12 protein-coding genes are annotated in these 12,793 nt (G+C 63.8%); 4 read left to right on the plus strand and 8 right to left on the minus strand.

Annotation, left to right across the window (positions count from 1 at the left end; translation table 11 throughout):
• Positions 1-5: 5 nt before the first annotated feature.
• The 3 genes from ACO07D_RS06135 to ACO07D_RS06145 form a co-directional block, all read right to left on the minus strand.
• Positions 6-3,074 (minus strand): DNA translocase FtsK 4TM domain-containing protein, encoded by a 3,069-nt coding sequence (locus ACO07D_RS06135; RefSeq protein WP_421702068.1) that lies wholly within the window; start codon positions 3,072-3,074, stop codon positions 6-8.
• Between the two features lie 14 nt (positions 3,075-3,088).
• Positions 3,089-4,270, minus strand: coding sequence for an aminotransferase class I/II-fold pyridoxal phosphate-dependent enzyme (locus ACO07D_RS06140; protein ID WP_421702069.1), 1,182 nt, complete (start codon positions 4,268-4,270; stop codon positions 3,089-3,091).
• 130 nt (positions 4,271-4,400) lie between these two features.
• Entirely contained in the window at positions 4,401-5,729 is a 1,329-nt protein-coding gene (locus tag ACO07D_RS06145; protein ID WP_421702070.1) for an amidase, read from the minus strand.
• An 80-nt stretch (positions 5,730-5,809) separates the two neighbouring features.
• Here ACO07D_RS06145 and ACO07D_RS06150 point away from each other — a divergent pair, with 80 nt between their 5' ends.
• A complete protein-coding gene (locus ACO07D_RS06150; protein WP_421702071.1) occupies positions 5,810-7,036 on the plus strand; it encodes an FAD-dependent monooxygenase in 1,227 nt (408 codons plus the stop codon).
• Between the two features lie 105 nt (positions 7,037-7,141).
• Here the strand turns inward: ACO07D_RS06150 and ACO07D_RS06155 are convergent, their stop codons facing one another.
• From ACO07D_RS06155 to trxA, 3 genes are read right to left on the minus strand one after another with little or no spacing between them, the layout of a single operon-like run.
• Entirely contained in the window at positions 7,142-7,327 is a 186-nt protein-coding gene (locus tag ACO07D_RS06155; RefSeq protein WP_421702072.1) for a Trm112 family protein, read from the minus strand.
• Positions 7,324-7,971, minus strand: coding sequence for an LON peptidase substrate-binding domain-containing protein (locus ACO07D_RS06160; protein WP_421702073.1), 648 nt, complete (start codon positions 7,969-7,971; stop codon positions 7,324-7,326). Before ACO07D_RS06160 ends, ACO07D_RS06155 begins: the two co-directional genes overlap by 4 nt.
• Before the next feature lie 29 nt (positions 7,972-8,000).
• Positions 8,001-8,906 (minus strand): thioredoxin, encoded by a 906-nt coding sequence (gene trxA, locus ACO07D_RS06165; protein WP_421702074.1) that lies wholly within the window; start codon positions 8,904-8,906, stop codon positions 8,001-8,003.
• Between the two features lie 87 nt (positions 8,907-8,993).
• Here trxA and ACO07D_RS06170 point away from each other — a divergent pair, with 87 nt between their 5' ends.
• Entirely contained in the window at positions 8,994-9,509 is a 516-nt protein-coding gene (locus tag ACO07D_RS06170; RefSeq protein ID WP_421702075.1) for a DUF6653 family protein, read from the plus strand.
• On the opposite strand, the gene ACO07D_RS06175 is transcribed toward ACO07D_RS06170, so the two are convergent.
• Positions 9,506-10,294, minus strand: a complete 789-nt coding sequence (locus ACO07D_RS06175) for an exodeoxyribonuclease III (RefSeq protein WP_421702076.1) — start codon at positions 10,292-10,294, stop codon at positions 9,506-9,508. The two genes, ACO07D_RS06170 and ACO07D_RS06175, sit on opposite strands and share 4 nt — an antisense overlap.
• Before the next feature lie 130 nt (positions 10,295-10,424).
• Here ACO07D_RS06175 and ACO07D_RS06180 point away from each other — a divergent pair, with 130 nt between their 5' ends.
• Positions 10,425-10,937: a hypothetical protein gene (locus ACO07D_RS06180; RefSeq protein WP_421702077.1), complete on the plus strand. Its 513-nt coding sequence runs from the start codon at positions 10,425-10,427 to the stop codon at positions 10,935-10,937.
• Positions 10,934-11,800: a cobaltochelatase CobT-related protein gene (locus ACO07D_RS06185; protein WP_421702078.1), complete on the plus strand. Its 867-nt coding sequence runs from the start codon at positions 10,934-10,936 to the stop codon at positions 11,798-11,800. Before ACO07D_RS06180 ends, ACO07D_RS06185 begins: the two co-directional genes overlap by 4 nt.
• Positions 11,801-11,988: 188 nt before the next feature.
• Here ACO07D_RS06185 and ACO07D_RS06190 read toward each other — a convergent pair whose 3' ends face one another.
• Complete coding sequence (locus ACO07D_RS06190) at positions 11,989-12,675, minus strand: response regulator transcription factor (RefSeq protein ID WP_421702079.1); 687 nt, start codon at positions 12,673-12,675, stop codon at positions 11,989-11,991.
• Between the last annotated feature and the right edge of the window lie 118 nt (positions 12,676-12,793).

Below are 12,793 nucleotides of genomic sequence, written 5' to 3' on the forward strand. Positions count from 1 at the left end.
GCCCCTTACTGCTGCTCCGGCACCAGGATTTCGCGCTTGCCCACGTGGTTCGAGGCAGAGACCAGTCCCTCCTCCTCCATCTGCTCAACCAGACGTGCGGCCTTGTTGTAGCCGATCGCCAGCTTGCGCTGGATGTAGGAGGTCGAACACTTACGATCCTTGATCACGATGGCGACGGCCTGATCGTAAAGCGCGTCTTCACCATTGGTATTGCCACCCAGGCCCAGAACCGCGTCGATGTCATCGGCCTTCTCATCCGCCGGTCCGTCGACCACGCCGCTCATGTATTCCGGCGGGCCGAAACTCTTGAGATAGCTGACGATTTCCTCGACTTCCTCGTCCGACACGAAGGGACCGTGCACACGGGTGATGCGTGCGCCGCCAGCCATGTAAAGCATGTCACCCATGCCCAGAAGTTGCTCGGCACCCTGTTCGCCCAGGATGGTCCGCGAGTCGATCTTCGACGTCACCTGGAACGAAATCCGGGTCGGGAAGTTCGCCTTGATCGTACCGGTGATCACATCCACCGACGGGCGCTGCGTGGCCATGATCAGGTGGATGCCCGAGGCACGCGCCATCTGCGCCAGGCGCTGGATGCAGGCCTCGATCTCTTTCCCCGCAACCATCATCAAGTCGGCCATCTCGTCGACAACGACGACGATATAGGGCAGTTTCTCGGGCTGAAGCTCCTCAGTCTCGAAGATCGGCTCGCCGGTATCCTCGTCGAACCCGGTCTGCACGGTGCGTTCGAACATCTCGCCCTTGCCCAGCGCGTCAGCCACCCGGCCGTTGTAGCCTTCGATGTTGCGCACGCCCATCTTGGACATCTTGCGATAACGTTCTTCCATCTCGCCCACGACCCATTTCAGGGCGACGACCGCCTTCTTCGGGTCGGTCACGACAGGCGAGAGCAGGTGCGGAATGCCGTCATAGACGCTGAGTTCCAGCATCTTCGGGTCGATCATGATCAAGCGGCATTCGTCCGGGGTCAGGCGGTAAAGCAGCGACAGGATCATCGTGTTGATCGCGACGGATTTACCCGACCCGGTGGTCCCCGCGATCAGCAGGTGAGGCATCTTGGCCAGGTTCGCGACAATGGCGTCGCCCCCGATATCCTTGCCCAGCGCCAGCGGCAGGCGCATGTTCGCGTCGCCGAAATCACGTGTCGAGATGATCTCGCGCAGCACCACTTTCTCGCGGTTCTCATTGGGCAGTTCAATGCCGATCACGCTGCGGCCCGGCACGGTGGAGACACGGGCGGACAGGGCCGACATGGAGCGGGCAATGTCATCGGCCAAACCGATCACACGGGATGCCTTCAGGCCCGGAGCCGGTTCCAGCTCGTACATGGTAACGACGGGGCCAGGGCGCACGCTGACGATCTCGCCCTTCACACCATAGTCGTCCAGCACAGTTTCTAGCATGCGCGCGTTTTCTTCCAGCGCCTCGTCGGACAGGTGGTGCCGTTCGATCGAGACCGGGTTGGTCAGGAGCGACAGCGGCGGCAGCTCGTATTCGACCGCCTTGTCCTCGAATTGCAGGCTGGGCTGGGCCTCGGCCTTGGCCCGGGCCGAGGGCACGGCGGGTTTCTTGGCCTGGTGCTGCACCACGCGCTTGGGCTCCGGCGCGGGGGCCGGTTTCGGCGCCGGGGTATAGACGCGCGGCGCCGGTTCGGGGTCCACCATCGGAGCTTCGTCATAGCCAAGCACATCATCCGCTTCCGGCGCATAGGCAGCCTGAGCGGGCATCTCGACCATCGGTTCGGCGGTCTCCGCCATGGGTTCACCCATCGGCTCTGCCATGTCGGCGGCAAAGATATTGGGCTCCTCGACCGGCGGCTGGGCTGGGATCGAAGTGTCCAGGATCATCGGTTGCGGCCCGCGCGCATGGCGGCGGGTCACGGTCGGCTCAAGCCGCGGCGCAGCAGTTGCCGTGGCCGTCAGGGTCGGCACCGCACGGGCGCGTTGTTTCAGCGCTTGGGCCACCTTGGCCTTGATGCGGTCCTCGTCGCCCATGTCCGCAGGCAGCTCGCCCGCAAAGGCGTTTTCGATCAGTTCAGGTTCGGGGATCTGCGGTTCGGGCTGGCGCTTCAGCAGCGAAATGCGGCCCAGCAGACCCGTGCGCGGGCTTTCGACCTGCGGATCGGTCGCGGGTGCGGCCATGACGGGCGGTGCTTCGGGCACCGGAGCGGCGACAGGTTGCGCGGCCTCCAAGGGCGGCTCGGCGCGCACCACGCGGCTGGCGCGCAGCGGCGGTGGGGCCGAAAAATCGGTGTCGTCATCCTCGAACAGGATTTCGTCATCCTCCACCACGGCCTCGGCCATGGCGGCACGTTCGGCACGACGTTCGGCCATGCGCGCCCGCAGCCCCTGCGCACCCTTGGCGGCACCCGCAGCCCCGGCCACGGCCCCCACGGCTGCGCCGCGCATGCCCTTGCCGGTGATCTTCAGCACTGAGTCATAAATCAGGATCATGCCACCCAGCAGCATGCGGCCAAACCGTTTCAGCTCGGCCCCGGTGAAGCCCAGCGCATAGGTCATCAGGGCGATGGCGGTCAGGCCAGACACCACGGACATCGCCTTGACGCCAAACTGGAAATTCACCGACAGGAAGTTCAGCACCATGCCCAGGATCGTATCGCCCAATGCGCCGCCCAGGCCGAAGCTGATGTTCCAGGCGGGGCCCGGAACCAGGGTCGAGGCATAGACCGACACCATGAACACAGCGGGCACGAGGAACAGCGCGCGCGGCAGGATACGCTCTGCGCCCCAATGCAGGATGAACCGCATCCCCCAGGTCGCGATGCCCAGCGCCAGCGCCCAAGCGCCATAGCCCAGGCCGATCTTCAGAATCGGGGCCAGGTAGGCCCCCGGCAGACCAAGCCAGTTCTGCACCGGACCGTTGGTGGCGGCGAACCAGCTGGGATCCTCGGGCGCGTAACTGCCGACGATCAGTGCAATGGCCAGGCCAAGAAGCACCATGCCGACGCCGATCAGCTCCTTGCTGCGTCGTTCAATCACCGCCTGGGTGGCCGCGTCGAAAATCGGGTCACGTTGCCGGGCCTGAAACGCCATAATTCACCTCGTCCTCATGCATAGATGCAGTCACGCAGCCTGGTCAGCCCGTCCCGCATTTCTTGTTTCGGGGCCACCATGGCGACCCTGATGTACTGTTTGCCGGGGTTGCCCCGGTCTGTATCGCGCGACAGGTAGGCGCCGGGCAGCACCCGCACCCCCGTCTCGGTCCACAGTTTCAGCGCGGCGGCCTCGCCATCCTCGACCGGCAACCACAGGAAAAAGCCTGCGTCGGGCGGCATATAGCCGTCGATGCCCGCGAACACCTCGTCGGCCACCTTGTATTTCTCACGATAAAGCGCGCGGTTTTCTTCAACATGCGCCTCGTCCGCCCAGACCTTTTCGGCGACCCGCTGCAGGGGCAGCGGCAGGGGCGCACCGGCATAGGCGCGCAACTGGCGGATGTGGCGGATCGTCTCTGGCCCACCGGCCACGAAGCCTGAGCGCAGCCCGGGCAGGTTCGACCGTTTCGACAGGGAGTTGAACAGGACCACCCGTTCGGGGTCCGCGCCGCCCTCCTGCGCCACTTCCAGCGCGCCCGGAGGCGGGGTATCGCGGTAGATCTCGGAATAACACTCGTCGGCAAAGATGCGGAAATCGTACTTTTCCGCAAGCGCGATCAGCTTGGCCCAGTAATCGCGATCCGCCACCGCACCCTGCGGGTTGGCGGGCGAACACATGTAGCAGATTTCAGCCCGGTTCAGAATCTGCGGTGGCAGGGACGCAAAATCCGGCAGGTGGCCGGTTTCCGCCGTGGCGGGCACAAACACCGCCTCGGCACCCACGGTGGCGGTAGCCACCGCATAGACTTGATAAAACGGGTTCGGGATCAGCACCACAGGCCGTTCGCCGCGCGCGGTTTCCTCGGGACACAGGGCGACAGCCGCGTTGAACAGCCCCTCACGCGTGCCATTCAGTGCCATGATCTGGTTCAGGTCCAGCCCGACGTCATAGCGCCGCTTTATCCAGTCGGAAATCGCACCCAACAGCTCGGGCGAGCCATCATTGGGCGGGTAATTCGCGAAACCGGCGGTGTTTTCCGCCAGCACATCACCGACCCACGATGGAAAGGCATGTTTCGGCTCACCAATGGTCATATGCACGACATCGCCACCCGGATCGTGGTGATCCAGAAGGCTCCGCAAACGCGGAAACGCATATTCCGGTAGAGCGGCGAACCGCTTGGGATAGGTCATACTGACCGCCTGATACTGCCTCGTTTGTCGGGGTCATGTCGCCCCGTTTTGTCTAAGGATAGCGACCATCCACGGCAGGGTCCAGAAAAAGCCCGCATTTTTCGCGGCTTGGACACGGCCCCTGTGGCTTTTAGGCCAAAGCCCGCTCGGCGGCGGCGCCAAGGCGCAACAGGCGATGATCGCTGCCCGGCGGTGTCAGCATCATCAATCCGGCCGACGGAACCCCGGTCGGCAGGCTCAATCCGGCCGAACCCATCAGATTGCCCACCCGGGTATTGCGCAGGGCCAGAAGGTTTTCGGTCACGTAATAGTCGCTGTCGGTTTCCAACCGCTCGATATTGGGCGGCAGGATCGGCGAAGTCGGCAGCAGAACCGCGTCGAACCCGGCGGTGCGCTGGTGATATTCCGCCCTGAGCATGCGAAGCCGCTGCCAGGCGCTGATGAACTCAACCCCTGAGAACTGCTTGCCCGACCGGAAGCGCTCGCGGATTTCACCGAACATCAGGTCCGGCTGCGCCTCGATCTGGTCACGCCAGGTGGCATAGGCTTCGGTGGTGAACAGTACACCGGACAGCGACAGCGCCTCGTCAATGCAGGTCAGGCGCTGCTGCGCCACGCTTGCCCCCGCCGCCTCCAGCCGCTTCACCGCCTGTTCAAACCCTGTGCCCGGCCCGTTACGGGTATCGTCCAGGCCATTTTTCAACACCAAGAGGCGCCTACCTTGCAACGTCGCGCCCCGCAGATCCGGCACGGTACCGCCCTCCAACACGCCCAGCACCAGCGCCGCATCCTCGACCGACCGGCACAGCGGCCCGACCGTGTCGAAACTGGCGACAAGAGGCACCACGCCTTCGCAACTCAACCGACCGTGCGAGGTCTTGAACCCCACCAGATCGTTCCAAGCCGACGGAATGCGGACCGACCCGCCCGTATCAGACCCGATCCCGCAGGGCGCTAGGTTGAAGGCCACCGAGGCCGCCGCGCCCGACGACGAGCCACCCGGAGCCGCCCCCGGGTCGTTCACGCAAGGCGGCGTCGCGGTGATCGGGTTCACACCTAGGCCGGAAAAGGCCAGTTCGCTCATGTGCGTCTTGCCCAGGCAGACCAGCCCGGCAGCGGTGGCGTTCGCCAGCACCCGGGCATCGCGCGTGGGCACGCGATCCGCCAACAGGGCCGATCCCGCCTCGGTCGCGACGCCTGCTGTGTCGAACAGGTCCTTCCAGCTGACCGGCACCCCGTCGAGCAGCCCCAGCCGTTGCCCGGCGTCGGCGCGACGCTTTGCCGCCCCGGCCTCGGCCAGGGCCCGGTCGGCGGTCACCCGGGCGTAAATCCGGTCCGCCACCGGGCTTGCAGCGATTGCATCCAGATAGGTCCGGGCCAGCGCCACGGGGTCGATCTGCCCCGCGCCAATGCCGCGGCCCAGCTCTGCCATGCTCATGCTCAACCAGTTTGCGCTCATCTTGACCTCCGCCCTTTTCGGCGACGGTAACGACCCCGCGGCGCATGGACAATCCCCCGCGCGGGCGTCAAAAAGGGGGCATGAAATTTGACAGTGACATCCTGATCGTGGGCGGCGGGCTGAACGGCCCCGCCCTGGCGCTGGCCCTGGGCGACACCGGCTTTTCCGTGACCGTGGTGGACGCCCTGCCCAAGGGTGCGCGGGGGGAAGAGGCATTTGACGGACGCGGCTATGCCCTGGCCCTGGCGTCACAACGTTTGCTGAAAGCCATCGGCGTCTGGTCACGCGTGGGCAAAAACGCCCAACCGCTTCTGGACATCCGCATCTCGGACGGCCGCGCGGGCGAAGGCCCCGGCCCCTTCGTGCTGGAGTTTGACCACGCCGAGATCGACGAAGGCCCGATGGGCTACATGGTCGAGGATCGCTTCCTATCCCGCGCGCTTCTGGACGCCACTGAGGCCCATCCGAAAGTCACCCTGATCGATGGCGACACAGTGGTCGCACAAGACATCGGCCCAGCCTCCGTCACGCTGACGCTGGACTCCGGCAAGACCCTGACCGGCCGCATGGTGGTCGGCTGCGACGGGCGCCGTTCGGGCACCTGCGAACGGGCGGGGATCGGACGCTCCGGGCATGACTACGGCCAGACCTCGCTGGTCTGCGCCATCGACCATGAACTGCCCCACGGCGGCGCAGCGCATCAGTTCTTCATGCCACCGGGGCCGCTGGCGATCCTGCCCCTGCCCGGCAATCAAAGCTCCATCGTCTGGACCGAAAGCCACGCCGAGGCGGCGCGCATTCACGCGCTAGATGACGAAGGCTACCTTGCCGAGCTACGCCCGCGCTTCGGGTCTTTCCTGGGCGAGATCTCCCTCGCTGGAAAACGCTTTACCTACCCGCTGAACCTGACCGTCGCGAATGCATTCGTCGCCGACCGCCTGGCGCTGGTGGGAGACGCGGCCCACGGCATGCACCCGATTGCGGGCCAGGGGTTGAACGCCGGGCTGAAGGACGTCGGCGCGCTGGCCGAAGTGCTAACCGAAGCCAAACGCCGCGGCGAGGATTACGGTCGCATCGACGTGCTTGAACGCTATCAACAATGGCGCCGCTTCGATGTGGCGCAGATGGTGGCGGCGACCGGGGCAACGAACCGGCTCTTCTCCAACGACAACCCGCTTCTGCGCACGGCGCGCGACATTGGCCTCGGACTGGTCAACGCCATGCCCGGCCTACGCCGCAACTTCATCCGCGAAGCCGCCGGCCTGACTGGAGACCTGCCGAAACTGTTGCAGGGCCGACAGATCTGAGGCGGCACAGCAGCCCTTTCATCTTTCTAGAAATATCCTGGAGGGCGGGGGTGAAACCCCCATTCAACCAATCAAGCGTGGCGCAGTCACTCCGCTTGGTTGCGCTCACCCGTCCAGCTTGCGCGCCTCGTCGATCAGCATGATCGGAATGCCGTCGCGGATTGGGAAGGCCAGGTTTGCGCCCTTCGACACCAGCTCCTGGGCATCCGCATCATAGCTCAACGGCTGATGCGTGACCGGACAGATCAGCGCCTCGATCATGCGGCGGTCGAACGCCTGTTCTTCACTCATTGCACCCGTTCCTCTCCACTGCCCGTGCCACCGCTGGCCAGGGCGAATTCCATCAATGTCACCAGCGTCTCACGCCGGGTTTGCAAGCTGGGCGCTTCCAACAGCGCCTGTTTATCCTCGGGCTCGAAGGGGCACATCATAGACAGAGAGTTGATCAACAGCTCGTCTTCGGCCTCTTTCAGACTGTCCCAATCGGTCTGTAGCTCCTCGGCCTGGAAATATCGCACCAGCAGGTCCAGAAAACTGCCGCGATCCAGCCCCGGATCCCGTTCCGCCTTACCCAGGTCACGGTCAAAGCCGGACCAGTCCACCTGATGGCGCAGGTAAGGTGTAAACCCCTCCACCTGGGCGCCGGTGCGAAACCGGCTGATCCCGCTCAGCGTGACCATATAGCGGTGATCCTCTGTCTCGGTGAACGAGGTGATCCGCCCTGCGCAACCGATCGCGTGCAGCGCCTCCCCCGCCGGGGTTTCCAAGGGTTGCACCATGCCGATGAGCCGCCCCGAGGTCTTCAACGCATCATCGAACATCGCCAGGTAACGCGGCTCGAAAATATGCAGCGGCAGGCGTCCGCGCGGCAGCACGACCGCCCCGGGAAGCGGGAAGATCGGCAGGGCGTCAGGCAGATCGGCAGCAGGAAACATGGCTCAGCTTACCCTGACGTGGCCAGAGGTCAAACCAGGATCATCGAACCCAGCTTGCGACGCCCGTTCAAAGCAATCGGATCCTGCGGCGGCAGCGCGTCGAAAATGGTGAAAAGCTGCGCCTTGGCCGCCCCATCATTCCATTCACGGTCCCGTCGGAACAGCTCCAGCAGCTCGTCGACCGCGCCTTCGATGTCACCCGCCGCATTCAGCGCCACGGCCAGATCGAACCGCGCCTGGTGGTTGTCCGCATCCGCCTCGACCGCGCCGCGCAGCTCGGCCACCGGACCCGCATCAGCGGCCTGGCGGGCCAGCTCGATGGCGGCACGGGCCGCTTCGATATCGTGGCTTTCGGCGATCTCGGCAGGCACGGCAGCCAGCACGCTTTCGGCCTGTTCGACCTGGTCCAGAGCCAGCTGAGCGCGCACCAGACCCAGGTAGGCGGCGCCCATCTTGGGATCGGCCTCGATGATTGCGGCATAGGTCTGCGCAGCATCGGCCACCTCGCCGTTTTCCAACATTTCGTCGGCAGCGGCCAGAGCGTCATCCAGCCCGCCATTGCCCCCGGCCTTGGACACACGGTCAACGAAGGCGGCAATCTCACTGGGTGGTTGCGCGCCCTGGAAACCGTCCACCGGCTGGCCGTCGACAAAGGCATAAACGGTCGGGATCGACTGCACGCGCAGCTGCGCCGCAATCTGCTGGTTTTCGTCCACGTTGATCTTGACCATGCGGACCTTGCCACCCGCCGCGGTCACCGCCTGTTCCAGCGCCGGACCCAAAGTCTTGCACGGGCCACACCAGGGCGCCCAGAAATCGACGATCACCGGCACCTCTTTCGAGGTTTCGACCACGTCCTGCATGAAGGTGGCCTCAGAAATGTCCTTGATCAGATCCGCAGCAGGGGCCGCACCGTTTCCGCCGAGTTCCAGCATGTCTTGCCTCCGGTTAGCATGTTGCGCCCTATATGGACGCTGGGCCCGGTGCTTGCAACGCCCCCGTCCGCCCTCCACATAATGCATATGGATATCTTCAAGGCCTCCGAACGGCTGATGGGCATGGACGAAGCGACCTGGGCGCGTCATGCAAACCCGATCAGCGTCTATACGCGCTTTACCGCCCTGCCCCTTCTGTGTGCGGCGGTGCTGTCACGGTTCTGGCTGGGCTGGTGGGCGCTTGTCCCCATCGCTCTGGTCCTGGTCTGGACCTGGCTGAACCCACGCCTGTTCTCCACCCCCACCCATACTGACAGCTGGGCCGCGCGCGGGGTCATGGGGGAGCGTGTGTTTTTGAACCGCCACACGGTCCCGATCCCCACACATCACATCCGCTGGGGCTATGGCCTGTCCATCGCGGCGGGGCTTGGCGTGATCCCGTTGCTCTGGGGGCTTTGGATCGGAGATCTGGCCTGGGTGATCACCGGCCTGGCCCTGTCGATGGGGGCCAAGACCTGGTTCGTCGACCGCATGACCTTCCTTTATGACGAGATGGCCCGGACCCACACGGAATACGCCGCCTGGGCCCGCCGCGCGCGCTAGAGATCGAAACTGGCAAAGACCGGCGCGTGGTCGCTGGGCTTTTCCCACCCGCGTGCATCACGCAGGATGCGCGAACCGTGCCCGGCGTTCGAGATATCCGGCGTGGCCCAGACATGATCCAGCCGCCGCCCCTTGTCCGCCGCATCCCAATCGCGGGCGCGGTAGGACCACCAAGAATACAACAGCCCCTCGGGAATGTCCTGGCGGGTAATATCGACCCATTTGCCCGCGTCCATCACCTCGCCCAGGTGATCCGTTTCGATCGGCGTATGGGAAACGATCTTCAGCAGCTGCTTGTGATTCCACACGTCATCCTCACGCGGGGCGATGTTCAGATCGCCCACCAGGATGGATTTCTCCGGCGCATTGGCCGCGAAATGGTCCCGCATATCGGTGAGATAGTCGAGCTTCTGCCCGAACTTCTCGTTCACCTCGCGATCGGGTTTGTCACCGCCAGCGGGCACATAGAAGTTGTGGATGGTCACGCCGTTTTCCAGCCGCCCGGCGATGTGGCGCGCGTGGCCCAAATCGGCGAAATCGAAGCTTTCGACCTCGACCATCGGTAGGCGAGACAGGATCGCGACGCCGTTGTAACCCTTCTGCCCGCGAGCCACCATGTGGGTGTAGCCCAGCGCATGAAATGCCTCCATCGGGATCTTCTCGACCGGCGACTTGCACTCCTGCAGGCACAGGACATCGGGGCCTTCTTCTTCCATCAACTTGACGACAATGGGTTCGCGCAGGCGGACCGAGTTGATGTTCCAGGTGGCAAGGGAAAAGGACATGCGAGGGGTACTCCTGTAAGCGTGGGGCGAAGGTAAGCGGGTGGGCGCCGGGGCACAAGCTCTTGACCTCGGTCATTGATGAAGACTGCTGACAGGGGTAGCGTCCGGCAGCATTTCAACGAGGTTCCCCATGCTGCGTATCGCCCTTCTTCTGCTGACACTGGCCACGCCCGCCCTGGCCCGTCCCCTGACCGAGGCGGAGCAGACCAGCCTTGAGGCGCAGCTCGCCGCCTTTACCACCGCGATGGAGGCACGCGACTGGGCGGCCATCGGCGAAACCATCCCGCCCCGCGTGCTGGAGCTGATGGCCTCCGAGGGCGATCTAAGCGCCGATCAGATCCGCGCCGCCATGGTCGAACGCATGTCGCACCAGATGATGCTGATCACGGTCGAACAGGTCGCCTTCCGCCCCGACGGGCTGGAGGCGCTGGACGGCGACGTGGATGGCAGCCCGGTTGTGCAAACCTCGGTCCCGCTGGACTGGACCCTGATCTGGCGCGAGAAACGCATCGAGACCACCGCCCCCACCCTGGCGCTGTACGAGAACGGCACCTGGTCGCTGCTGCGCATCGAAGCCACCGAACAACGCGCCCTGGTCGACCGGGCCTACCCGTTCTTGGAAGGGGTGGAGTTGCCGGAATGATCAGCCGCCTGCTGAAATCCCTGCTTACCCCACCTTCGACCCGCGACACGCTGCCAGGGGGCTATCGGGTTTATACCCGTCAGTTTGATCAGGAATTGCGCGCTCAAGAGCTGCCCAAGCTAATCGGTTCAGCGCAGGACGCGCTTGATGCGGCCGAGCGTGCCTATCGAACCGAATGCGCAGAATGGCTTACGCGCGCGCAGGCACAGTGGTTGCGGGCAAGCGCAGGGGTGGAAGTCGAAGACACTTTGGTCACCATCCTCATCGACCATTCCGGTTCCATGCGGGGGCAGCGCATTTTGCTGGCTCGCGCCCTGGCCGAGCTATTGACGGACACGCTTGGTCGCCTGGGCACGCGAACCGAAGTGTTGGGCTTCACCACCGTTAGCTGGAAAGGCGGACAGTCTCGCCTGCATTGGCTTTACGAAGGACGCCCGTCCTTCCCCGGACGTCTATGTGACCTGTTACACGTTATCTACCGCGACTTCGACGCAGCTTCAGCCGGACTTGGGCATGCCGCAACATACATGTTTCACCCGGAGCTGTTGAAAGAAAACGTGGATGGCGAGGCGCTGTTATGGGCGGCTGAACGCCTGCGGGCGCACCCGGCCAGAAAGAAAGTCCTGCTGGTCGTCTCGGACGGGGCACCGGTCGATGACGGCACCATTGCGAGCAACCAGCCGAATATACTGGAAGACCATCTTTCTCACACAGTTCAAGCACTGAGCAATGAAGGAATTACCTGTGCCGCCTTGGGGTTGGATTACGATATCTCAACCTACTACCCCCATTCTCTGAAACTGGACAGCCCCAGCGATTTGGGAACCGATCTGGCAGAATTCCTCTTACCCCTTCTGGCCTAACTCCCCCCCAAAAAAAGACCCGGGCAAAGCCCGGGCCAGTCCAACAGGGAGGATACCCGTGTCATAACCCCGACACGGAAGGGGAACTTTTCACCGGCAGACTGCCATGGAGTGGCCTGCCCATACATGATATCGGTCAAGTCTGCCGAAAATATGTCCCTTGGATGCAGCTTTTCGGTCGCTGCACCTCAGGCCACCAGGCGGTAGCCACCGCTTTCGGTCACCAGCAAACGCGCGTTCGAGGGATCGGGCTCGATCTTCTGGCGCAGGCGATAGATATGCGTCTCCAGCGTGTGGGTGGTGACGCCCGCATTATAGCCCCAGACCTCGTGCAAGAGCACATCCCGCGCCACCACGCCTTCGGTCGCGCGGTAGAGGAACTTCAGGATGTTGGTTTCCTTCTCGGTCAGGCGGATCTTGCTGTCATCCTCGCGGATCAGCATCTTCATCGAGGGTTTGAACGTGTACGGCCCAAGTTGGAACACAGCGTCCTCGGACTGTTCATGCTGGCGCAGCTGGGCGCGGATGCGGGCCAGGAGCACCGGGAATTTGAAGGGCTTGGTCACATAGTCATTGGCGCCCGCGTCCAGACCCAGGATGGTGTCGGCGTCGCTGTCATGGCCCGTCAGCATCAGGATCGGGCATTTCACCCCCTGCTTGCGCATCAACCGGCACAGTTCGCGCCCATCGGTGTCGGGCAGGCCGACATCCAGGATCACCAGGTCGTAAAGCGCCTCCTTGGCCTTTACCATTGCCTCGGCGCCATTGCCCGCTTCGAAGACGTCAAAATCCTCGGTCATGACAAGCTGTTCGGCCAGGGCGTCGCGCAGGTCCTCGTCATCGTCGACCAGCAGGATCTTTTTCACGTTGCTCATTGCGGGCTCCTCTCGCTTTCTTGACGAAGACATGCGTGCCCCTCGCGGGCTTGGCAAGATTTGCAACAATTTCCTCACGTGCTCGTGTCCTTGCACCCGGAATTGTTTCAGTTCATGA

It is taken from the genome of Aliiroseovarius sp., assembly GCF_965228805.1.
Taxonomy (GTDB): Bacteria; Pseudomonadota; Alphaproteobacteria; order Rhodobacterales; family Rhodobacteraceae; genus JASBTN01.